General features: G+C 69.6%; 24 protein-coding genes. 12 read left to right on the top strand and 12 right to left on the bottom strand.

From position 1 onward, the window contains the following. Nucleotides 1-123 precede the first annotated feature (123 nt). Nucleotides 124-1596 carry an MATE family efflux transporter gene (locus HWD99_RS07005; RefSeq protein ID WP_241795514.1) on the top strand — a complete coding sequence of 491 codons (1473 nt, stop codon included), beginning with the start codon at nt 124-126 and terminating at the stop codon, nt 1594-1596. A 130-nt stretch (nt 1597-1726) separates the two neighbouring features. Beyond that, nucleotides 1727-2143 (top strand): hypothetical protein, encoded by a 417-nt coding sequence (locus HWD99_RS07000; RefSeq protein WP_241795513.1) that lies wholly within the window; start codon nt 1727-1729, stop codon nt 2141-2143. A 10-nt stretch (nt 2144-2153) separates the two neighbouring features. Here the strand turns inward: HWD99_RS07000 and HWD99_RS06995 are convergent, their stop codons facing one another. Next, the gene (locus HWD99_RS06995; protein WP_241795512.1) at nt 2154-3863 is read right to left on the bottom strand and encodes an AMP-binding protein; all 1710 of its coding nucleotides are present in this window, start codon (nt 3861-3863) and stop codon (nt 2154-2156) included. A gap of 71 nt (nt 3864-3934) precedes the next feature. Beyond that, on the bottom strand, nt 3935-4402 hold the full coding sequence (locus HWD99_RS06990; RefSeq protein ID WP_241795511.1) for an acyl-CoA thioesterase: 468 nt from the start codon (nt 4400-4402) through the stop codon (nt 3935-3937). A gap of 137 nt (nt 4403-4539) precedes the next feature. On the opposite strand from HWD99_RS06990, the gene HWD99_RS06985 reads away from it, so the two are divergent. Continuing rightward, nucleotides 4540-5154 (top strand): ClpP family protease, encoded by a 615-nt coding sequence (locus tag HWD99_RS06985; protein WP_241795510.1) that lies wholly within the window; start codon nt 4540-4542, stop codon nt 5152-5154. After that, complete coding sequence (locus HWD99_RS06980; protein WP_241795509.1) at nt 5151-5744, top strand: ClpP family protease; 594 nt, start codon at nt 5151-5153, stop codon at nt 5742-5744. The genes HWD99_RS06985 and HWD99_RS06980 overlap by 4 nt, the downstream gene beginning before the upstream one ends. 27 nt (nt 5745-5771) lie before the next feature. Here the strand turns inward: HWD99_RS06980 and HWD99_RS06975 are convergent, their stop codons facing one another. Continuing rightward, a complete protein-coding gene (locus HWD99_RS06975) occupies nt 5772-6128 on the bottom strand; it encodes a helix-turn-helix domain-containing protein (protein ID WP_241795508.1) in 357 nt (118 codons plus the stop codon). A gap of 109 nt (nt 6129-6237) precedes the next feature. Beyond that, entirely contained in the window at nt 6238-6693 is a 456-nt protein-coding gene (locus tag HWD99_RS06970; RefSeq protein ID WP_241795507.1) for an Lrp/AsnC family transcriptional regulator, read from the bottom strand. Between the two features lie 111 nt (nt 6694-6804). Between HWD99_RS06970 and HWD99_RS06965 the strand changes: the two genes are divergently transcribed. Further along, nucleotides 6805-7419 carry a LysE family translocator gene (locus HWD99_RS06965; RefSeq protein ID WP_241795506.1) on the top strand — a complete coding sequence of 205 codons (615 nt, stop codon included), beginning with the start codon at nt 6805-6807 and terminating at the stop codon, nt 7417-7419. 98 nt (nt 7420-7517) lie between these two features. On the opposite strand, the gene HWD99_RS06960 is transcribed toward HWD99_RS06965, so the two are convergent. Further along, nucleotides 7518-8417 carry a helix-turn-helix transcriptional regulator gene (locus tag HWD99_RS06960; RefSeq protein ID WP_241795505.1) on the bottom strand — a complete coding sequence of 300 codons (900 nt, stop codon included), beginning with the start codon at nt 8415-8417 and terminating at the stop codon, nt 7518-7520. A 92-nt stretch (nt 8418-8509) separates the two neighbouring features. Here HWD99_RS06960 and HWD99_RS06955 point away from each other — a divergent pair, with 92 nt between their 5' ends. Continuing rightward, nucleotides 8510-9382, top strand: a complete 873-nt coding sequence (locus HWD99_RS06955) for an aldo/keto reductase (RefSeq protein WP_241795829.1) — start codon at nt 8510-8512, stop codon at nt 9380-9382. Nucleotide 9383: 1 nt separating this feature from the next. On the opposite strand, the gene HWD99_RS06950 is transcribed toward HWD99_RS06955, so the two are convergent. Both HWD99_RS06950 and ribA read right to left on the bottom strand, forming a co-directional pair. Then, nucleotides 9384-9860 (bottom strand): MarR family winged helix-turn-helix transcriptional regulator, encoded by a 477-nt coding sequence (locus HWD99_RS06950; protein ID WP_241795504.1) that lies wholly within the window; start codon nt 9858-9860, stop codon nt 9384-9386. After that, nucleotides 9857-10516 carry a GTP cyclohydrolase II gene (gene ribA / locus HWD99_RS06945; protein ID WP_241795503.1) on the bottom strand — a complete coding sequence of 220 codons (660 nt, stop codon included), beginning with the start codon at nt 10514-10516 and terminating at the stop codon, nt 9857-9859. Before ribA ends, HWD99_RS06950 begins: the two co-directional genes overlap by 4 nt. Nucleotides 10517-10632: 116 nt before the next feature. On the opposite strand from ribA, the gene HWD99_RS06940 reads away from it, so the two are divergent. Then, nucleotides 10633-11652, top strand: coding sequence for a zinc-dependent alcohol dehydrogenase family protein (locus HWD99_RS06940; RefSeq protein ID WP_241795502.1), 1020 nt, complete (start codon nt 10633-10635; stop codon nt 11650-11652). 98 nt (nt 11653-11750) lie between these two features. On the opposite strand, the gene HWD99_RS06935 is transcribed toward HWD99_RS06940, so the two are convergent. Further along, nucleotides 11751-12638 (bottom strand): DMT family transporter, encoded by an 888-nt coding sequence (locus tag HWD99_RS06935; protein ID WP_241795501.1) that lies wholly within the window; start codon nt 12636-12638, stop codon nt 11751-11753. 136 nt (nt 12639-12774) lie between these two features. Here HWD99_RS06935 and HWD99_RS06930 point away from each other — a divergent pair, with 136 nt between their 5' ends. Beyond that, nucleotides 12775-13611 carry a sulfurtransferase gene (locus HWD99_RS06930; RefSeq protein ID WP_241795500.1) on the top strand — a complete coding sequence of 279 codons (837 nt, stop codon included), beginning with the start codon at nt 12775-12777 and terminating at the stop codon, nt 13609-13611. A gap of 16 nt (nt 13612-13627) precedes the next feature. On the opposite strand, the gene HWD99_RS06925 is transcribed toward HWD99_RS06930, so the two are convergent. Next, entirely contained in the window at nt 13628-14530 is a 903-nt protein-coding gene (locus HWD99_RS06925) for a hypothetical protein (RefSeq protein WP_241795828.1), read from the bottom strand. A 310-nt stretch (nt 14531-14840) separates the two neighbouring features. On the opposite strand from HWD99_RS06925, the gene HWD99_RS06920 reads away from it, so the two are divergent. Continuing rightward, nucleotides 14841-15488, top strand: coding sequence for an acyl-CoA synthetase (locus tag HWD99_RS06920; RefSeq protein WP_241795499.1), 648 nt, complete (start codon nt 14841-14843; stop codon nt 15486-15488). Further along, nucleotides 15485-15838, top strand: a complete 354-nt coding sequence (locus HWD99_RS06915; RefSeq protein WP_241795498.1) for a hypothetical protein — start codon at nt 15485-15487, stop codon at nt 15836-15838. Before HWD99_RS06920 ends, HWD99_RS06915 begins: the two co-directional genes overlap by 4 nt. A gap of 121 nt (nt 15839-15959) precedes the next feature. Here HWD99_RS06915 and purB read toward each other — a convergent pair whose 3' ends face one another. Then, entirely contained in the window at nt 15960-17342 is a 1383-nt protein-coding gene (purB, locus tag HWD99_RS06910; protein ID WP_241795827.1) for an adenylosuccinate lyase, read from the bottom strand. Nucleotides 17343-17356: 14 nt separating this feature from the next. Continuing rightward, a complete protein-coding gene (locus tag HWD99_RS06905) occupies nt 17357-17878 on the bottom strand; it encodes a low molecular weight protein-tyrosine-phosphatase (RefSeq protein ID WP_308220690.1) in 522 nt (173 codons plus the stop codon). A gap of 169 nt (nt 17879-18047) precedes the next feature. Between HWD99_RS06905 and HWD99_RS06900 the strand changes: the two genes are divergently transcribed. Beyond that, nucleotides 18048-18311 (top strand): hypothetical protein, encoded by a 264-nt coding sequence (locus HWD99_RS06900; RefSeq protein WP_241795497.1) that lies wholly within the window; start codon nt 18048-18050, stop codon nt 18309-18311. Next, nucleotides 18308-19666, top strand: a complete 1359-nt coding sequence (locus HWD99_RS06895) for an ESX-1 secretion-associated protein (RefSeq protein WP_241795496.1) — start codon at nt 18308-18310, stop codon at nt 19664-19666. Before HWD99_RS06900 ends, HWD99_RS06895 begins: the two co-directional genes overlap by 4 nt. On the opposite strand, the gene HWD99_RS06890 is transcribed toward HWD99_RS06895, so the two are convergent. Beyond that, nucleotides 19629-20030: a phage holin family protein gene (locus HWD99_RS06890; RefSeq protein ID WP_241795495.1), complete on the bottom strand. Its 402-nt coding sequence runs from the start codon at nt 20028-20030 to the stop codon at nt 19629-19631. The genes HWD99_RS06895 and HWD99_RS06890 overlap by 38 nt on opposite strands. Nucleotides 20031-20046: the final 16 nt, after the last annotated feature.

Raw genomic sequence — 20046 nt, 5'->3', positions numbered from 1 at the left:
CGCGACCCGCTGCGGCATCCTTCCGACCGTACTTCGCGATCGGGTCTTCCGGCGAACCGAATCGATTCGATATCCTGGAACCCACCCCCCGATCCCTCCCCAGATCTGCGAGCCGCTTCCCCCATGGCCACCTCCCTCACCACGGGCCGCCCGTGGCGTGTCATCCTGTCGTTCTCGATCCCGCTGCTGCTCGGCAACGTCGTGCAGCAGATGTACCAGTTCGCCGACGCCGTCGTCGTCGGGCGTCATCTGGGCGTCCAGTCGCTCGCCGCCGTCGGCGCGACGGGCAGCCTGCTCTTCCTGCTCATCGGCTTCGCCTGGGGCCTCACGAGCGGCTTCGCGATCCCGATCGCGCAGGCGTTCGGTGCCGGCGATGCCGTCGGGGTGCGCCGCTCCGTCGCGACCGGCGTGATCCTGACCGGCATCACGAGCGTGGTCCTGACGATCGCCGCGCCCCTGATCGCGCGACCCGTGCTCGAGCTGCTGCAGACCCCGTCGGAGCTCATGGCCGAGGCGACGATCTTCACGCAGATCAGCTTCATCGGCGCGAGCGCGACGATGTTCTTCAACTACCTCTCCGCGATCATCCGTGCGATCGGCGACTCGCGCACGCCGCTGATCTTCCTCACCGTGTCGTGCGTCCTGAACGTCGGACTGGTGGTCCTCATGGTGGGGCCGCTCGCGTGGGGCGTCGGCGGCGCGGCCCTCGCGACGGTGGTCGCGCAGGCGGTGTCGGTGATCCTCTGCCTCGAGTTCGTCCGCCGCCGCCTGCCCATCCTGCACCTGCGCCGCGCCGACTGGCAGGTCACCCGCGATGACATCCGCGAGCACCTGCGCCTCGGTCTGCCGATGGGCTTCCAGGCCTCGATCATCGCGATCGGCACGCTCGCCGTGCAGGTGGCCCTCAACACGCTCGGCTCCGATGCCGTCGCCGCCTACACGACGGCGTCCCGCGTCGACGGACTCGCGGTGGCCTTCCTTTCGTCGCTCGGCCTCGCGGCCTCGATGTACGCCGCGCAGAACCTCGGCGGTCGCCGCCCCGACCGCATCCGCCGCGGTGTCATCGAGGGCACCTGGATGGCGGTGATCACCGGCGCTCTGCTCGGCGTGATCATCATCGCGTTCGGCACTCCGATGGTCCGTCTGTTCATCGGCGAAGGATCCGACGAGGTCGTCGAGCTCGCGCACCTCATGCTCATCATCAACGGCTGCGGCTACTGGATGCTCGGCATCCTCTTCGTGCTGCGCGGGGCCCTGCAGGGGCTGGGGCACACGCTGGTGCCGACGGTGACCGGAGTGATCGAGCTCGTGATGCGCGTCGGTGCGGCGGTGGTGCTCGGTGCGCTCATCGGATTCGCCGGTGTCGCCCTCAGCAATCCGCTCGCGTGGCTCGGGGCGATCGTGCTGCTCGTGCCCGCCTACGTGCGGGCCCACCGCGCGCTCGCGACCATGCCGATCGAGCCGCTCGAGGCCACCGAGACCTCGGCCATCGCGATCGTCGGCCCCACCGACGGATCGATGGTCGTCGACGCCGTGATCACGCAGTCCGTGCCGGTGGTACGCGGCTCGCGTTTCGCGTGGTTGAAGCGACGCTGAACGACTCGTCACGGTTGGGGAACATCATCCTTCAGAGGGATGCCGCGCCAACCGATACTTCGTAATCTTGGTAGTGCGGAGATACCGCTGACGGGGGGTCGTCATGACGTCATCGAGGATGGCACACGAGTTGGCAGCATTCCTGGTTCCGCTGGGATTCATCGGAGCAGCACTGGCCGTGCTGTGCGCGATCGTCGCGGGCATCGCGATCGCGCGAGGCGCCGGAGGCCTCGCGGGTGGAGCGGTGGGTCTGTGGATCCCCGCCACGCTGATGAGTCTCACCGCATCGTTCGCCCGCGAGTGGACTCCGCTCATCGTGGCGGGAGCCGCGCTGGTGGGGATGCTCGTGATCGGCGCCGTGCTGCGGGGGATCATCGGCTCTGCCGAATCCCGCGCCGCCCTGCGCCCGGCGATGGCGGTCGCGCCGGTCGCCGCAGCACCGACGAGCGCACCGACGATCACGACGTCGAGCGCCCCTGTGGCGACCATCGCGCCCCGCGCCGCGTCGTCGACGAGCACCGGAAGCATGCCCGCACTCGCGAGCTGAGACCGCCGCCTCAGCGGTAGTCGCGGTCGCGGTGCTGCCCGGCGTCGCTCCCCGTCGCCACGCGCTCGGACTCGCGGGCGCGCAGCTCGACGCGACGGATCTTGCCCGAAATGGTCTTCGGCAGCTCGGGCACGAACTCGATGATGCGCACCCAGAGGTGCGACGACAGGCGATCGTGCGCGTACGCGAAGATCGACCGCGCAGCCTCGGCCTCGGCCTCGGACGCGTCGGGCCGCAGGCACACGTACGCCTTCGGGACCGACAGGCGGGTCGGGTCGGGGCTCGGGATCACCGCCGCCTCGATCACGAGCTCGTGCTCCAGCAGCACCGACTCGAGCTCGAACGGCGAGATCTTGTAGTCCGAGGCCTTGAAGACGTCATCCGCCCGACCGATGTAGGTCAGATACCCGTCGTCGTAGCGCACGGCGATGTCGCCCGTGTGGTGGTAGCCCCCCGCGCGTGACTCGGCGGTCTTCTCGGGGTCGTCGAAGTAGCCGGCCATCAGGCCGACCGGTGGCTGCGAGAGATCCAGTGCGATCTCGCCCTCGGCATCCGCGATCTCGCCCGTGGCGGGGTCGAGCAGCACGACCGGGTATCCCGGCAGGGGGCGGCCCATCGATCCGACCTTGACCGTCTGGCCGGGGGAGTTGCCGATGCAGGCGGTCATCTCGGTCTGCCCGAAGCCGTCGCGGATCGTGCCGCCCCAGGCGTCGCGCACGCGATCGATGACCTCGGGATTCAACGGCTCGCCCGCGCCGACGAGCTCTCGCGGCGGATGCGCGAGGCGGCCGAGATCGGCCTGGATCAGCATGCGCCACACCGTCGGCGGGGCGCAGAACGTCGAGACGTGGTGCGTGTCCATGACCTGCATGAGGGCGTTCGCGTCGAAGCGGTCGTAGTTGTAGACGAAGACGGTCGCCTCTGCGAGGAACGGCGAGTAGAAGCTCGACCAGGCATGCTTGGCCCACCCGGGCGACGAGATGTTCAGGTGCACGTCGTCGGGACGCACCCCCAGCCACCACATGGTCGAGAGGTGACCGATCGGGTACGACACGTGCGTGTGCTGGACGAGCTTCGGGCGGCTGGTCGTGCCGCTCGTGAAATAGAGCAGCGCGGTGTCGTCGGCGGGCGTCGGAGCATCCGGCTCGAAGGTCGTCGGGGCGGTAGACGAGTCGGCGAGACGACTCCAGCCCGAGGGGATGTCGTCGCCGACGCCGATGCGCAGCACCGCATCGTCGACGGACGCGATGCGCTCGGCGAGGCCGCCGGTGGTCACGATCGCGCGAGCCCTGCCGTGCTCGACGCGGTAGGCCAGGTCGGACGCGGAGAGAAGCGTCGAGGTGGGAATCGACACCGCGCCGATCTTCGTGATCGCCAGCATCACCTCCCAGAGCTCGATCGTGTTGCCGAGCATCACGATGAGGTGGTCGCCACGTCGGATGCCGAGGGCGGTGAGCCAGGCGGCGACCTGATCGGAGCGCGCGGAGAGCTGGCCGTACGACCACGACTCGAGGCTGAGGTCGGCCGACACGATCTGCACCGCCGGGCGGTCGGGCGTCTCGCCCGCGATCACGTCGAACCATTCGAGGGCGAAGTTGAACTCCGTGGGGGTGGGCCAGGAGAAGCCGTCTCGCGCCGCGGAGTAGTCGGTGGCGTTCGCGAACAGGAAGTCGCGCATCTCGCGGATCGCGGTCGTGGCTGCGGTGGCGGTGCGGCTCATTCGGGGCTCCCTTGCTCGGCGGACGCACTCCATCCTCGCACCGGGCGCCGTCGTCGGCGCAGGGGGCTCACCTACGGCAGGCGGATCGTCCCCGTCGCGATGCGCTCGGTCGGCATCCGATCGCGGTTGTAGGTGATCTCGCTGTACCCGTGCGGGGTGGGCACGCCGTCTTCGTCCAGGCTGACGAAGACGATCTTCTCGATCGTGAGGATGCGCTTGCGGGTGATCATGTTGCGAGCGACCGCCCGCATCGTGAGCGACGTGCGTCCGAAGTGCGTGGCCTGCAGGCCGATCTCGATGAGGTCGCCCTGCACGGCCGAGGCCTCGAAGTTGATCTCCGAGATGTGCTTGGTGACCGCGCGGTAGTTGCCCAGCTGCACGATCGCATAGATCGCCGCCTCCTCGTCGATCCACTTCAGCAGGCTGCCGCCGAACAGCGAGCCGTTCGCGTTGAGGTCTTCCGGCTTCACCCATTTGCGGGTGCGGAAGTTGATGCCGTCTTCGGACCACTGCCACTCGGGTGTCTTCTGCGTCGCCATGCTTCGAGGGTAGGAGCGTCGTGAGTCGGGGGTGTTACGCGTGCACATCCGTGCAGTCGACGGCTGCTCTGCCCAGGGCGGATCTGCCGAGGGCGGATCCGGTTCCGCCCCGGTGCGGAAGCGCGGATGCTGGTCGCATGAGTGAAGAGAACCCCCTTCCGCAGTTCGGCCCCGAGGCCCGGCGCGCGCTGTTCCACGAGCGTGTGCTCGTGCTCGACGGCGCCCTCGACGATGACAACGGCACGCTGCTGATGACGCAGCTGCTCACCCTCTCGGCCGAGGACCCGACCACCGACATCGCCCTGTGGATCCATTCGCCGGGCGGCTCCGTGCCGTCGATGCTCGCGATCCGCGACCTCATGGCGCTGGTGCCCAACGACGTCTCGACCCTTGCGCTGGGCCTCGCCTGCAGCGCCGGGCAGTTCCTGCTGTCGGCCGGCGCCCGAGGCAAGAGGCGGGCGCTGCCGCATGCACGGATCCTCATGCATCAGGGCTCCGCGGGCATCGGCGGCTCGGCGGTCGAGATCGAGACGCAGGCCGACGACCTGCGGCACATGCGCGACACGGTGCTCGGACTCATCGCCGACGACACCGGCCAGCCGAGAGAGCGCATCTTCGAGGACTCCCTGCACGACCGGTGGTACACGGCCACTCAGGCGAAGGACTACGGATTCATCGACGAGATCGTCGACTCCCTCGCCGATCTCATGCCACGACGACGGGCTCGGGTCGGACTGGGGGCGGGCGCATGAGCGGCTACACGATCCCGAACGTCATCGCGCAGCATCCCCGCGGCGACCGGGTGATGGACGTCTACTCGCACCTTCTCGCCGAGCGGGTCATCTATCTCGGCACGGGGATCGACGCGGGCGTCGCCAACGCGCTCATCGCGCAGCTGCTGCATCTCGATGCCGACAGCCAGGACTCGGGCATCCAGTTCTACATCAACAGCGAGGGCGGAGACCCCGGGGCGGCGCTGGCGATCTACGACACCATGCAGCACATCCGTCCCGCCGTCGCGACCACGTGTGTGGGGCAGGCGATCGGACCCGCGGCGCTGCTCGTCGCCGCGGGAGCGTCGGGGCAGCGGGCAGCGCTCGCCCACGCCCGCATCGTGCTGCATCAGCCCGCCGGGCAGTCGCGCGGAGCGATCCCCGACCTCATCCTGGCGGCCGACGAGGTCGTGCGCGTGCGGTCGGACATGGAGTCGATCCTGGCCAGACACAGCGGGCGTTCGCTGAGCGAACTGCGTGCGGACACCGATCGGGATCGCGTCTTCGCGGCATCCGCGGCACTCGACTACGGGCTGATCGACACCGTGCTGGGGGAGCGTGCGGTGTGACGCGGGGGCGGCGCCGAGGGTCCGGCGTCAGGCGGCGAGGGCGAAGGCTCCGCGGGTGACCGAGACCGCGGCGGATGCCGGTGCGGCGGTCACCGACCGCAGCTCGTCGGCCACGGCGCTCGTCAGCTCGATCAGCGACGTGTCGAGGGCGCCGGCGATCGCGGCGATCATCTCGCTCGACGGCTCTTTGAGCCCGCGCTCGACCTCGGAGAGGTACTGCGGTGAGACGCCCGCGTTCTCGGCCGTCTCGGTCAGGGTCTCGTCGCGATCGTGTCGTCGCCGCCGCAGCTGGTCGCCGAGCATCTGACGCCACAGCGGTTCGGGCTCGCTGGGCCGCGGGCGGGCAGGGCGAGGGGCGCGGGGGAACGGGACGAGGTCGGCCATGCCTCACGATAAACCGCCGTCAGCGGCGGATTCGAGCCGTTCTGCTCAGAGCAGAAACAGGCCGGAGCAGAAACAGGCCGGAGCAGAACGCCCGCCTCGACCGATGACGTCAGCCGAGCGGCAGCGCCCCGTCGTCGACGACCTTGCGCATCACGAGCGTCGAGCTGACCCGCTGCACTCCGGGCAGTGCGGTGAGCTGCTCGTCGTACAGGCGCTGGAAATGCTCGAGATCGGCGGCGACGACGCGCAGCAGGTAGTCCGGGTCGCCGAAGAGTCGGTGGGCGAGAGTGATGTTCGGGATGCGCGCCACGGCCTCCTCGAACGGGATGATCGAGTCGCGGTTGGCCTCCTTCATCGTGACGAACACCAAGGTCTCGAAACCGAGTCCGAGGGCGGCGGGGGAGAGGGTCGCGTGGTACCCCGTGATCACGCCGGAGCGCTCCAGCTCGCGCAGTCGGCGGTGGCAGGGAGACACGCTCAGCTGCACGCGTTCGGCGAGTTCGGTGATCGTCAGACGGCCATCGCGCTGCAGCTCGGCAAGGATCTTCCGGTCGATCGCATCCATGCTCAAGATTCTTGCGCAGATCCCTTCGCCGCGTGCAAACAATGCAAACACCTTTCGCCGCTTCCTTCCTAGAGTTGCTCCGCAGCACACGGACGACGAAAGAGAACAGCGATGGCACTCACCGCGATCACGGCCTTCTGGGGTGTCTCGATGCTCTTCGTGATCACCCCTGGGGCCGACTGGGCGTTCGCCATCTCGGCCGGTCTGCGCCGGCGGGCGGCTCCCGCGGTGCTCGGGATGCTGTCGGGTCACGTGCTGGCCGTGCTCGTCGTCGCCGCCGGAGTCGGCGCGCTGGTCGCCCGGTATCCGCTCGCCCTGACCGTGCTGACCGTGGCCGGCGCCGTGTATCTGATCTGGCTCGGCATCGGCGCCCTGCGCACGCCCGCGGTCGTCCGCGAGGGCGCGCAGCTGGTCGAGGCCTCGCCGGGACGATGGATGCTCAAGGGCTTGGGGATCAGCGGCCTGAACCCCAAGGTGACCCTGCTGTTCCTGGCGATCCTGCCGCAGTTCACCACGTCGAGCTCCGCCTGGCCGGTCTCGGTGCAGATCGCGGTCCTCGGAGCCGTGCATCTGGTCGGCTGCGCCGCCGTCTACTTCGCCGTCGGGTTCGGTGCGGGCGCCGTGCTCGGCGCCCGTCCCTCTGCTGCACGCGCGGTGGGCATCGTGTCCGGCCTCGCCATGATCGCCATCGGCGTGGTCCTGCTCGTCGGACAGCTCGTGCGATGACGACGTTCTCCGCACCGGGGTCGTGGTCACCCGATCGGTGCCTGACGGTGCGACCCGCCGACCGGCGAGGCTGACGGCTTGACGGGCCGACGGCGGGCTCAGGCCTCGCTGCGCTCCGCCAGCGCCGAATCACCGGCGACCGAGGCGGACGCCGCCGCATCGGTCGCCGCCCAGCTCGCGAGCATCCGCAGTTTGTCCGCCGATGCCGTACCGGGCTCAGCCGTGTACGTCGACATCTGCAGACCGGGGTCGGCCGGCAGGTCGAACGCCTCGTATGTGAGCTCCATCTCGCCCACGACGGGGTGGTTGATCGTCTTGACGCCGCTGCGGTGGAACCGCACGTTGTGCGCGGCCCACAGGGTGCGGAACCGCTCGCTGCGCGTCGACAGCTCGCCCACGAGGTCGGTGAGCTTGCGGTCGAAGGGATTGCGCCCGGCCTCGCCCCGCATCGCGGCGACCAGTTCCTGGGTGTTGCGCTCCCATTCGGGGTAGAACTCCTGAGCGGCCGGGTCGAGGAACGCGAAGCGCGCGCTGTTCGGCACCGGGGTCGTGAAGAGCGGCGCGTAGAGCGCGCGGCCCAGCGCGTTCGCCGCGAGGTAGTCGAAGTAGTTGTTGCGCACGATCGCAGGCGCCTCGGTCATCGCGTCGAGCAGGCGCAGGATGCTGGGGCGCAGCGTCTCGACCTTCGTGCGCGGCTTGCGGGCGACCGGAGACGCGTTCGCCGTGCGGGCCAGGTCGAACAGGTGCGCGGTCTCGGCCTCGTCGAGCTGCAGCGCGCGGGCGAGCGCGTCGAGCACGCTGTCAGAGACGCCCGAGAGGTCGCCCCGCTCGAGACGCGTGTAGTAGTCGACGCTCACGCCCGCCAGCAGCGACACCTCTTCGCGGCGGAGTCCCGGCACCCGGCGGTTGCCGCCGTACGCGGGCAGGCCGGCCTGATCGGGGGTGATGCGGTCGCGCCTCGACGAGAGGAATTCGCGCACCTCGCTGCGGGTGTCCATGCCATCGACGGTACGCCCCTTCGCCCCGTGGAGGGAGGTACTGGCAGGGTCTCTCTCACCACCGCGCCCGCGCGCACACTGGAGGTATGACCATGAACATCACGCTCAACAACGGCATCGAGATGCCCGCCCTCGGCTTCGGGGTATTCCAGGCCGCACCCGATGAGACCGTCGATGCCGTCAGCACCGCCCTCGAGACCGGCTACCGCCTGATCGACACCGCCGCCGCGTACGGCAACGAGCGCGAGGTCGGCGAGGCGATCCGTCGCACCGGCATCGCCCGCGACGAGATCTTCATCGAGACCAAGGTCTGGATCAGCGACTTCGGCTACGACGAGACGCTGCATGCGTTCGAGAAGTCGACCGGCAAGCTCGGCGTCGACCAGCTCGACCTGCTGATCCTGCACCAGGCGCTCCCCACTCGCTTCGACCTCACGCTCGGCGCCTACAAGGCGCTCGAGACGCTCCTCGCCGACGGCCGGGTGCGCGCGATCGGCGTCAGCAACTTCATGGTGGAGCACCTCGAGAAGCTGGCGGCCGAGACGAGCATCGTCCCGGCGATCAACCAGATCGAGGTGCACCCGTACTTCCAGCAGCGTGAGGTGCAGAAGGCGGATGCCGCCGGCGGCACCGTCACGCAGGCCTGGTCGCCCATCGGCGGCATCACGGCGTACCGTCCCAACGGCGCATCCGTGTTCGATGACGAGACCCTCACGGCCATCGCCTCTGAGCACGGCACGTCGCCCGCCCAGGTGATGCTGCGCTGGCACCTGCAGCAGGGACGCTCGGCCCTGCCGAAGTCGGTGCGCCCCGCCCGCATCGCCGAGAACTTCGACGTGTTCGACTTCGAGCTGACTGCCGATCAGCTCGGCGCGATCGATGCGCTGGACACCGGAGTGCGCCGCGGCCCCGAGCCCGAAGACGTCACGCTCGAGACGTTCGGCCGAGAGATCCCCGAAGCGTGAGCTAGAGGGCCGCGGCGACGCCGGGGAGCAGCTTGGTCAGGATCGTGCCGAGCTGCTCCCGCTCGTCTTCCGTGAGCGGATCGAAGACCAGTTCGCGGATCTGCGCCACGTGCACGGGGGCCGCTCCTCGGAGCAGCTCGCGACCGGCATCCGTGAGCGCAGCCGTCAGCGTGCGCTTGTCGCTGCTGCACGAGGTGCGTGTGACCCAGCCGCGCTCTTCGAGTGAGTCGATGGCGTGGCTGAGCCGCGAGCGGCTGAGGCCCGCGATCTGCGCCAGCTCCGTCATCGGGATCGGCCGGTCGTCCTGACCCGCCAGCGAGACGAGGATCGCGTAGTGCGCGTGCTTGAGGCCGGTCTCGGCCTTCAGCGCCCGGTCGAGCACCTGCGGCAGCAGTTGCACGAACCGGATGGTCGGCAGCCACGTCGCCATCTCGGTGTCGTCGAGGCGGCGGTCGCTCATCACCCCCGTGGCGCTCACGCGGCGGAGAGATCGAGTGTGTGCGAGGTGTGGTCGCGCTTGGCCTCGAGGTAGCGGTGGTTCGCGTCTGACAGGTGCACACCGGTGCGCACCTGCTCGGTGACGCGGATGCCGAGCGACTCGAGCTGGGCCGCCTTGTCGGGGTTGTTGCTCAGCAGGCGGATGCTGTCGGCGCCCACCGTCTGCAGCATCTGCGCCGCGACCGTGTAGTCGCGCTCGTCTTCGCCGCGGCCGAGGGCCACGTTCGCCTCGTAGGTGTCGAGGCCCGCGTCCTGCAGCGCGTAGGCGTCGAGCTTGGCGTAGAGGCCGATGCCGCGGCCCTCCTGGCGCAGGTAGAGCAGGAATCCGCCCTCGTCCGCGATGCGCTCGACGGCTTCCCGCAACTGCGGACCGCAGTCGCAGCGCTCGGATCCGAAGACGTCGCCGGTGAGGCATTCGCTGTGCGGGCGCACGAGCGGAGCATCCCCGCCGTCCGCCATGCGCTCGAGAGCGCCCTTCCAGTCGCCGAGGCCGAGCAGCAGGTGCTCGCGGCCGTCGACGAGGCCGTCGAAGGTGACCACGTCGGCCGCGGTGGAGAATCCGTCGGCGAAGCGCATCGGCACGCGCACACGCGTCCGCTCGGTGGCGACCGGAACGACGGTTGAAGTTTCAATCATGTGGGGTGAAACACGAGGGGCCGGAGTCTATTCCCGTGAAAGGAGTTTTGTCAGAACCTCCCGGGCACGCGGGATCGGGAGTTGACTGGACGCACAACACAGAAGGAGCACCACTCATGCGTGGAGTAGTCATGTACGCGCCCGGCGACGTTCGCGTCGAGGACCGCGAGAAGCCGACCATCACCCGTCCGACCGATGCCGTGATCCGGATCGCCGCGACCTGCATCTGCGGATCCGATCTGTGGCCCTACCGCGGGGCGAACGAGGTCGACCACGACCCGATGGGCCACGAGTACGTCGGCGTCGTCGAAGAGATCGGTGCCGACGTGAAGACCGTGAAGGTCGGCGATTTCGTCGTCGGATCCTTCATGGCCTCTGACAACACCTGCGAGATCTGCCAGGCCGGGTACCAGTCGCGGTGCGTGCACGTCGTGCCGATGGGGCGCTTCGGCACCCAGGCCGAGTACTCGCTGATCCCGCACGCCGACGGCACCCTCGTCGCGACGCCGGGGCAGCCCGATGCCGACCTGATCCCGTCGCTTCTCGCGGCATCCGACGTGCTGGGCACGGGCTGGTTCGCCGCCGTCGCCGCCGAGGTCGGTCCCGGCAAGACCGTCGCCGTCGTCGGTGACGGAGCAGTGGGCCTGCTCGGCATCCTCGCCGCGCGGGAGCTCGGCGCTGAGCGGATCATCGCCATGAGCCGCCACGCCGACCGTCAGGCGCTCGCCCGCGAGTTCGGGGCGACCGACATCGTCGAGGAGCGCGGTGACGAGGGCGTGGCCCGCATCAAGGAGCTCACCGACGGCCTCGGCGCGCATTCGGTGATCGAGGCCGTCGGCACGCAGGAGTCGATGATGCAGGCGATCCGCGCGACCAGGGCCGGCGGGCACGTCGGCTTCGTCGGCGTCTCGCACGACGTCGCCCTGCCGGGCGAGGAGCTGTTCTTCTCCGCGGTGCATCTGCACGGCGGTCCCGCCCCGGTGCGGCGCTTCCTCCCCGAGCTGATCCAGCTCATCTGGGACCGCACGATCGACCCGGGCAAGGTCTTCGACCTCACCCTTCCCCTCGAAGAGGCCGCCGAGGGGTACCGCGCCATGGACGAGCGTCGCGCCACCAAGGTGCTGCTCACCGTCTGAGCTGGCTCACCGTCAGCCCGACCGCAGGGCGAGGAGCACTGGCACGGTGCCGCCGGGGACTGCTTCATGCAGCACCTCGCGCTGCTCGAGGGCGCCGACTATTCCGGCGCGCGGCGGCGCACGAGCTTGAGCTCACTGGCCAGGATGCCGAGCACGACGAGTGCGCCGCCGATCAGCGCCAGCAGCGGCAGCCTCTCGCCGGCGATGCGCCCGACGATTCCGGCCCACACCGGCTCCCCGGCGTAGATGATCGTCGCGCGGGTGGGCGACACCGACTTCTGCGCCCAGTTCATCGTCAGCTGGATCAGGCAGCTCGCGGCGCCGAGCCCGACGGCGCAGCCCACCCAGATCCAGGAGAACTCCGGAACGGTCTCTCCGGCGATCGGCATCGTGAGGATGCCGAGCGCGCCGGCCGTGAGCAGCTGGATGATCGTGATCCGGCCGAGGTCGATCCTGCCTGCGAACACGCTGATCAGGATGATCTCCGCCGCGATCGGCAGGGTGCTGATCAGGGTCGCGATCTCGCCGGCTCCGAGGGTGAGGGTGAACGCGGCGGGTCCGGCGATCAGCATCAGCCCGATGAACGCGAGTCCCGCGCCCACGAAGGCCATCGCCGGCGGGCGCTTGCGGAACACCGCCCACTGGGCCAGAGGTACGAGGGGCACGTACATGGCCGTGATGAACGCCGACGTGCTCGAGTCGATCGTCTGGAGCCCGACGGTCTGCAGGCCGTAGCCGAGGTAGATCATCACGCCGATCGCGACCCCGGCGCCGACGTCGCGCCAGCGGATGCCCCGCAGCGCGCGGTGGAAGATGGCGACGCTGATCAGCCCCGCCACGAGGAACCGGATGCCGACGAAGAACCACGGCCCCGAATGCTCCATCGCCCAGTGGACGAGGAGGAAGGTGCTTCCCCAGACGGCCGTGATGGCGATGAGCGCGATCTCTTGAGGGCGGAGCCGCATCCAGCGGAATCGAGTGGGCACGTGCTGTCCCTTCTCGACAGGCCGGATCGAGCCTAGTCCCGCCGTCATCGCCTCTTCGAATCGCTCGCATCGCTCGTCATGCCGACGCGATGTGACCGGATGAGCACGTCGGACGAGGTCTCGATAGCCTCACCTCATGAGCAACTTCGTGAGCGCCGCCGACCTGGACCACCTTCTGACGAGCGGCGACACGGTGCGGGTGATCGACGTGCGCTGGCGGCTGGACCGCCCCGACGGCCATGCCGACTATCTCGAGGGGCACATCCCCGGGGCCGTCTACGTGCGTCTCGACACCGAGCTGTCCACCCACGGGGATCCCTCGGAGGGGCGGCATCCACTGCCCTCGACACAGACGCTGCAGGAAGCCGCTCGACGGTGGGGTGTCAGCCGGGGAGACATCGTCGTGGCCTATGACGACAGCAACGGCCTCAGTGCCTCGCGCGCCTGGTGGCTGCTGCGACAAGGGGGTGTCGACGTGCGCGTGCTCGACGGCGGCATCCGGGCGTGGGTCGAGGCCGGACTCCCGGTCGAGACCGACGATGTGCGCGCCGAGCCGGGTGACGTCGTGCTCGACGAGATCGGCGGAGATGCGATCACGATCGACGAGGCTGCCGCGTTCCCGGCATCCGGTGTTCTGCTGGATGTACGCGCGCCCGACCGCTACCGCGGCGAGACCGAGCCGTACGACCCCATCGCGGGGCACATCCCCGGCGCGGTGAACCTGCCGATGGCGGCCCACCTCGATCCGCAGGGGAAGATCCTCGACACGCACACCCTGCAGGCGACCTTCGCGGGCATCGGGGTGACCGAGGGTACGCCGGTCGCCGCATACTGCGGATCGGGGGTCACCGCGGCGCACACCGCGCTGGTGCTCGACGAGATCGGGATCAGCGCCCGGGTCTTCCCCGGTTCGTGGAGCCAGTGGTCGAACACGCCCGGCCGCCCTGTGGCGGTCGGCGACCAGCCCGGATGACGCTCAGGCGGCGCGCTCAGCGACCGTCGTCGTAGCTCCAGCTGATCCCGAGAGCGCCAGGGCCGAACGCCCGGCGCACCTGATGGATCGAGGTGCGCCCGCCGAGATCGAGGATCGTGGTCTCGGCGCCGTTCGGCGTCTCGACGCGCTCTTCGATGCGGTCGGGAAGCGCATCGGGGTGGAACCGCGTCCAGACGAGCAGCTCCCGGCTCTGTCGGGCGAGCGCGTGGCCGGTCTCCCGCTGCGGCGGGTAGCCGGGCGGGTACTCGACAGACCACTCGACCATCGCCGTCTCGGGCGCGGTCAGCGGCACCTCGAGCTCGAACAGGACGCCGTGGACCTCGCCGTTCGGGTGCGAGTAGCGCGCCGCGATGCGTCCGCCCGAGACCGCCTCGATCATCGGCGCCGGCGTGCTCTCGCCGGGGGTGAGCTCGAGGAAGGGGATCGCGTCGACGGTGCCGACCGTGGACTGCACGATGCTGCGCGTGAGTGAGCGGTACACGTTGCCCGCCTCGTCGACATCGGTCACCGAGTGCGTGGTCAGCTCGCGGGAGGTGTCGGGGTACTCGGCGCCCAGAGCGGCGAACGCCTCTTTCACGGCGAGCTCGAGCTCTTCCTCGTCGAGGGGGAACTGGTTCGGGCCCAGCGGCCCGGTGCGGTTCGTCGCTCCGAGCAGGGTCGTCAACGCGCCGCGTTCCAGGCCCAGCAGCTCCTCGATGTCGCTGAGCGCCGCCATGGACTGCACGCCCTCCGGGCGTCGGGCGCCCGACCGCCAGTAGCTGAGCGTGGCCATCGAGACGCTGTTGCCGCGGACGCGGAGGAGCTCGTGGAGCCGGGCGAGCGTGAGGCCGCGGGCATTGATGGCATCGCGGAAGGAACCGGCGAAGGCGTCGGCCGCCCTCCGGATCCCGCTGTCCATACTCGTCACAGCACCCCTCCGGTATGTGAAGAAACGAGCTCTAGAGTGAGCTTACGACCACACCGGCATCCCGTAGGGGACGGGGCGCTGTTTCTGGGGTCCAAGGGTTGTACCGCCGCAAGCAGGGTGCCCGACCTTGTGAGCGGTTGCGACCCGACGCAGTGCCGCCCCCGTCGCTGCGTTCTGTCGCGGGGCCTGACGATCGATCTGGGGAGGTCCGTCGGGCCCCGCGAACATCTCCTCCGCGTCGGCATCCACTCAGCGCCCCCGCGTAGACTGGGGGGAACACCCCGGAGGACTCTGGATCGTCATGTCTGCCCCTGCCCGCGCGTTCACCGCGCGTCACGTCCAGCTGCTGCGCGCGCTCTTCGCGGCCGCCGCCGCTGTGATGATCACGTTCTCGCCCGACCACTCGGCGGCCGTCGGTCTCTCGGTCTTCAGCGGCTTCGTGCTGACGACCGCACTGGTCATGATCGTCGCCGTCTGGCTCGTCTTCCCTGCGGGGCAGCGCTGGCCGTCGGTCGTCCTGGCGCTGCTCGGCTTCGCCGCGGGGATGATCGCGGGCGTTCCGGCCTGGCGCACGGACGACATCTTCTTCGTCGTCGTGATCGCGTGGGCTGCCTCGACCGGGCTCGTCGAGCTGATCGTGGGTCTGCGCGCACGCCGTGCGGGTGACATCACCGCACGCGACTCCATCACCGTCGGCGCCCTCGGGCTGCTGCTCGCGGTGGTGCTGATCGCGATCCCCGCCGGCTTCGTACAGCCCTACGCCATCGAGGGCGCAGGCGACTTCGTGCTCACCGGCATCATCCTCGGGGTCGGCATGTTCGGCGGATACGCGGCGATCGTCGCGGTCTTCCTCGGCATCGCCGGACTGACCCCGAAGCACGCGGACGCCGTCGTCGTCGCCGCCAATGACGTGAGCCCCGCGCCCGTCGACCACGGAGGAGACCGATGAGCGACGAGAAGCCCACCCGGAAAGACATCCTGCGCCCGCTGCACCTGCTCGGCATCGCGCTGGCCTGCGGCATCTTCGCCGCCGTCGTGACCCTCGTGTCCACCGGCGCCTTCACGTCGCGCGTGAACGCGGCGATCGCGAACGGCACCTACGACGGTCTGACGCCGATCGCGCTCGGCCTGGTCGTGGGCGGCGGGGCGTTCATCGTGACGCTGCTGATCCTCGCGATGCTGATCCTCGTCGTCGACCCGGCCGACGTCACCAAGACGGTCGACCGCCCCGTGCTCTACGACCCCGAGACGCCGGACGAGCCGGACGCGGGCACGTCGGGCCGCACGACCTCGTCCTGAGCCTGTCGCCCGTCTCGCCGTCGGGTGCCCCGCACACGAAGATGCGGGGCCGGAAACGCTCCGGATTCGGTGAATCCGGGTGCCTTTCCGACCCCGCACGGTCCGCGGGATGCTCGGTGAGCTACGTCGCGAGCTGCTCGGCGATGCCCGTGTAGGTCGCGGGGGTCAGGGCGAGCAGACGCTGCTTCGCCGCGTCCCCGATCTCGAGCCCCTCGACGAACGCCGCCAGATCCGCCGCGCCCACGCGGTGGCCGCGGGTGAGCTCCTTCAGCAGCGCGTAGGGGTCGGTGATCGACGAGCGACCGGCGACCACCTCGGCGCGGATGACGGTCTGGATCGCCTCGGCGAGCACCTCCCAGTTCACGTCGAGGTCGGCCAGAAGCACGTCGCGCGAGAGCGAGATCGCGTTGAGGCCGCGACGCAGGTTGTCGATCGCGAGCAGCGAGTGCCCGAAGGCGACGCCGATGTTGCGCTGCGTCGTCGAGTCGGTGAGGTCGCGCTGCAGGCGGCTCGTCACCAGGGTCTGGCCGAGCGAGGCGAGCAGAGCGCCGGAGATCTCGAGGTTCGCCTCGGCGTTCTCGAAGCGGATCGGGTTGATCTTGTGCGGCATGGTCGACGATCCGGTCGCACCGGCGACGGGGATCTGCGCGAAGTAGCCGAGCGAGATGTAGGTCCAGATGTCGGTCGCGAGGTTGTGCAGGATGCCGCCGGCGTGACGGACGCGGTCGTACAGCTCGACCTGCCAGTCGTGCGACTCGATCTGCGTGGTCAGCAGGTTGAAGCCGAGGCCGAGGCCCTCGATGTACTCGCGCGAGATGGTGGGCCAGTCGGCGTCGGGATCTGCCGCGAGGTGCGCCGACCAGGTGCCGGTCGCGCCCGAGAACTTGGCGAGGTAGTCGGAGGCCGCGATCTGAGCGCGTACGCGCTCGAGACGCCAGGCGAAGACCGCGAGCTCCTTGCCCATGGTCGACGGCGTCGCGGGCTGTCCGTGCGTGCGCGAGAGCATCGCGGCGTCGGCATGCTCGGCCGCCAGTTCGCGCAGCTTCGCGATCACGACGTCGAGGGCGGGCAGCCAGACCTCTTCGACCGCGCGCTTGACGGTGAGCGCGTACGACGCGGAGTTGATGTCCTCACTCGTGCAGGCGAAGTGCGTGAGCTCGGCGATCGCGTCGAGACCCAGCGTCGACAGACGGTCGCGCACCAGGTACTCGATGGCCTTGACGTCGTGCTGGGTCACCGCCTCCTTCTCGGCGAGCCAGTCGATCTCGGCCTGACCGAAGTCGCGGTAGAGGGCGCGCAGGCGCTCCTTGTCGGCGTCCGAGAGCGGGCTGGTCTCGAACAGCGAGCGGTCGGTGAGGGCGATCAGCCACTCCACCTCCACCTCGACGCGAGCGCGGTTGAGGCCCGCCTCCGAGAGGAAGTCGGCGAGTCCGGTGACGGCGCCGCGGTAGCGGCCGTCGAGCGGGCTCAGGGGCTGCGGCGGGAGCGAGGGCTGGAAAGTCAGGGGATTCCTCCTGATCAGGCCCCGAGATCACGGGGCGTGCGGGGCTGGCGAAGGGCCGGTTCGAGCTGGCGGAACAACCCGCGGGTCGCCGCCTCAATCATACCGAGCACCGAATCGAACATCTCGGGGCCCGCGTAGTACGGGTCGGGCACGTCCTGCGTCGACGCGGCGGGGTCGAAGGCGAGCAGCAGAGTGACCTTGCCCTCCTCGTCCTCGTCGCGCGCCCACTCGCGCAGGTTGCGCTCGTGCGTGCGATCGAGCGCGACGATGAGGTCGTTGTCGGCGAAGGAGGCGAACGTGAACTGCTTGGCCCGGTGCAGGGAGCCGTCGTAGCCGCGGCGTGCGAGGGAGTCGAGCGTGCGGTGGTCGGCCTGTTCGCCGAGGTGCCAGTCGCCGGTGCCGGCGCTGCGCGAGACGATGCGCGAGCCGAGTCCCTGACGCTCGGCGAGATCGCGGAAGACGACCTCCGCCATGGGGGAGCGGCAGATGTTCCCCGTGCAGACGAAGATCACGCGAAAGGGATCCGGGGATGGCACTGTTCCATTGTGCCGGTCGAGGGCGGATCGCGCGATGCGGGAATCTCTCGCGCGGCGCCGCGCCGACCCGTTCTGCACATGCGCTCGCACCGGGGGAGACGCTCACGCGGTCTGGGAATCGGGGCATCGTCCTCCGCGAGAGGCGTCGCGGTTCGCGGATGCTGGGCGCATGAACTCCATCGCACTGACGCAGATGTCCGCGGCCGAGGCCGAATGGGCGAAGAACCAGGCGGCCCGTGATCTCCGCACGGCCGTCGACGCGCTCGACGATGCGCGGGCATCGCTGAGAGGACTCGCCGCAGACACGACGTGGCAGTCGGACGGGATCCGCGCGATGCACGATGCCCTGGCCGACTACGGGCGTCGCACGCACGTCGAGTCGACCGACACGCAGGGGCGCGTGCGCGAGGTGGCAGGGATCGATCTGTCGTGAGCGGGATCGACATCGATCATGGCGGGGTGGTCTCGGTCGATCCCGACGTGCTGCGCGAGGTGGCACGGCGGATGGAGGCCGTCGCCTCACGCTTCGACGATGCGCAGGACGCGATCGCGCGGGCCTACCGCGTGATCGTCGATGCGCCGGGGTTCAGCGCGTACGTCGACACCGTCGCACTGTGGTCATCGGGCACGCGCGTGTCTCGCCTTCGCACCGAATGCCAGGAGACCACCGCGAGCACGCGACTCATGGCCGACGTCTACGAGTACGTCGAGCTGAGGGCCGAGGCGGAGATGCTCGAGCGCACGGATCCGGCCACGGCCCGCCGGCTCGACCTCCGGGCCGATCGCCTCGCCGCGCGCGACGAGCGCATCCCCGACATGGCGGAGATGCTCGAGGCGCAGTGGAAGAGCGAGCGGTTCGAGGGGCTGCTCCCTGCGCCCTTCCTGCCGGGTGTGTACGGGCCGGTCTTCGCGGCCGCGGCGGCCGCCGGCGCCTTCTCGGGGTGGGGAAAGGTGGCTCCCGGCGAGACGCTGACCGGCACGAGCGACCCGGTGACCGTGGCGCCGGTGAAGACGTCGACGCCCTCCTCCGCGCCGGGGAGCCTCGCCGCGGCATTGAAGCGGATGCCGACCGCCGACGGGGCGCAGGTCGCGGTCGAGAAATACACGTACGCCGACGGCAGCACGAAGTTCGTCGCCTACATCAAGGGCACCCAGAGCATCGGGTTCGGCGGCGAGCAGCCGTGGGACATGAAGTCGAACGCCGAGCTCTACACGCAGCAGAGGTCGGCGTCGTATCAGGCGACGATCGACGCGCTCAGGGCGGCGGGTGCGCAGCCGGGTGATGAGGTCGACGTCGTCGCCCACTCTCAGGCAGGCATGGTGACGGCGCATCTCTCGATGGAGAGCGAGTTCGATGTGAAGGTGCAGATCACGGCGGGCAGCCCGGTCGAGCCGACCCTCGACGACGACCAGACGCTCGTGCAGCTCCGGCACACCGACGATCCCGTTCCCGCGCTCAGCGGAGGGGGATCCCCCGAGGGCACGGGGTCTCCCGACAGCATCACGGTGTCGCGTCAGGCTGATCCGGGTGCCAGCATCGGCGACATCGTGCTCGGCCAGCACATGCTCGAGTCGTACACGGAGACGGCGGAGATGGCGGATGCGTCAGGAGACCCGCGCGTCGAGGAGCTCGACGGATTCTGGGAGGAGCTCGATCGGGCCGACACGATCGAGCGGACCGAGTTCCACGCCGAGCGCGTGACGGAGGCGCCGAGCGATGCCGCGGCCGACGCCTCGACCGATGCGGAGATCAGTCGCGAGGCCTCTTCCGCTGCGGTCGCAGGATGAATCCGAAGACGCCGTTGATCAGCGAGATGATGAGGGCCGCGAGGACGCCCCACCAGAAGTCGCCGACCGTCAGCCCCCACCCGAAGCCGCTCGTGATCCAGGCCGTCAGCCACAGCAGGAAGCCGTTGATGACGAACCCGATGAGCCCGAGCGTGAGGATGTACAGCGGGAAGGCCACGATCTTCACGACGGTGCCGATGATCGTGTTGACCAGGGCGAAGATCGCGGCGACCGCGAGCAGGGTGAGCACGAGCTGCAGGGTCTCGCCGGGCGCGAACGCCTTGATCTGCACCTGCAGGGCGGGGATCAGCGTCACGACCCACAGGGCGAACGCGTTGACGACGACTCGGATGATGAAGCGCACGGTCAGGCCAGTCTCC

It is taken from the genome of Microbacterium sp. C5A9 (assembly GCF_022627955.1).
Lineage (GTDB): Bacteria > Actinomycetota > Actinomycetes > Actinomycetales > Microbacteriaceae > Microbacterium.
Note: the sequence above shows the minus strand (reverse complement) of the source record. Positions and strands in the feature narration are given on the sequence as shown.

Coding starts and splice junctions, on each gene's coding strand:
- HWD99_RS07005 (WP_241795514.1), top strand. CDS start 124: ATGGCCACCTCCCTCACCACGGGCCGCCCGTGGCGTGTCATCCTGTCG.
- HWD99_RS06995 (WP_241795512.1), bottom strand. CDS start 3,863: ATGAGCCGCACCGCCACCGCAGCCACGACCGCGATCCGCGAGATGCGC.
- HWD99_RS06990 (WP_241795511.1), bottom strand. CDS start 4,402: ATGGCGACGCAGAAGACACCCGAGTGGCAGTGGTCCGAAGACGGCATC.
- HWD99_RS06985 (WP_241795510.1), top strand. CDS start 4,540: ATGAGTGAAGAGAACCCCCTTCCGCAGTTCGGCCCCGAGGCCCGGCGC.
- HWD99_RS06980 (WP_241795509.1), top strand. CDS start 5,151: ATGAGCGGCTACACGATCCCGAACGTCATCGCGCAGCATCCCCGCGGC.
- HWD99_RS06975 (WP_241795508.1), bottom strand. CDS start 6,128: ATGGCCGACCTCGTCCCGTTCCCCCGCGCCCCTCGCCCTGCCCGCCCG.
- HWD99_RS06970 (WP_241795507.1), bottom strand. CDS start 6,693: ATGGATGCGATCGACCGGAAGATCCTTGCCGAGCTGCAGCGCGATGGC.
- HWD99_RS06965 (WP_241795506.1), top strand. CDS start 6,805: ATGGCACTCACCGCGATCACGGCCTTCTGGGGTGTCTCGATGCTCTTC.
- HWD99_RS06960 (WP_241795505.1), bottom strand. CDS start 8,417: ATGGACACCCGCAGCGAGGTGCGCGAATTCCTCTCGTCGAGGCGCGAC.
- HWD99_RS06955 (WP_241795829.1), top strand. CDS start 8,510: ATGAACATCACGCTCAACAACGGCATCGAGATGCCCGCCCTCGGCTTC.
- ribA (WP_241795503.1), bottom strand. CDS start 10,516: ATGATTGAAACTTCAACCGTCGTTCCGGTCGCCACCGAGCGGACGCGT.
- HWD99_RS06940 (WP_241795502.1), top strand. CDS start 10,633: ATGCGTGGAGTAGTCATGTACGCGCCCGGCGACGTTCGCGTCGAGGAC.
- HWD99_RS06930 (WP_241795500.1), top strand. CDS start 12,775: ATGAGCAACTTCGTGAGCGCCGCCGACCTGGACCACCTTCTGACGAGC.
- HWD99_RS06925 (WP_241795828.1), bottom strand. CDS start 14,530: ATGGACAGCGGGATCCGGAGGGCGGCCGACGCCTTCGCCGGTTCCTTC.
- HWD99_RS06920 (WP_241795499.1), top strand. CDS start 14,841: ATGTCTGCCCCTGCCCGCGCGTTCACCGCGCGTCACGTCCAGCTGCTG.
- HWD99_RS06915 (WP_241795498.1), top strand. CDS start 15,485: ATGAGCGACGAGAAGCCCACCCGGAAAGACATCCTGCGCCCGCTGCAC.
- HWD99_RS06900 (WP_241795497.1), top strand. CDS start 18,048: ATGAACTCCATCGCACTGACGCAGATGTCCGCGGCCGAGGCCGAATGG.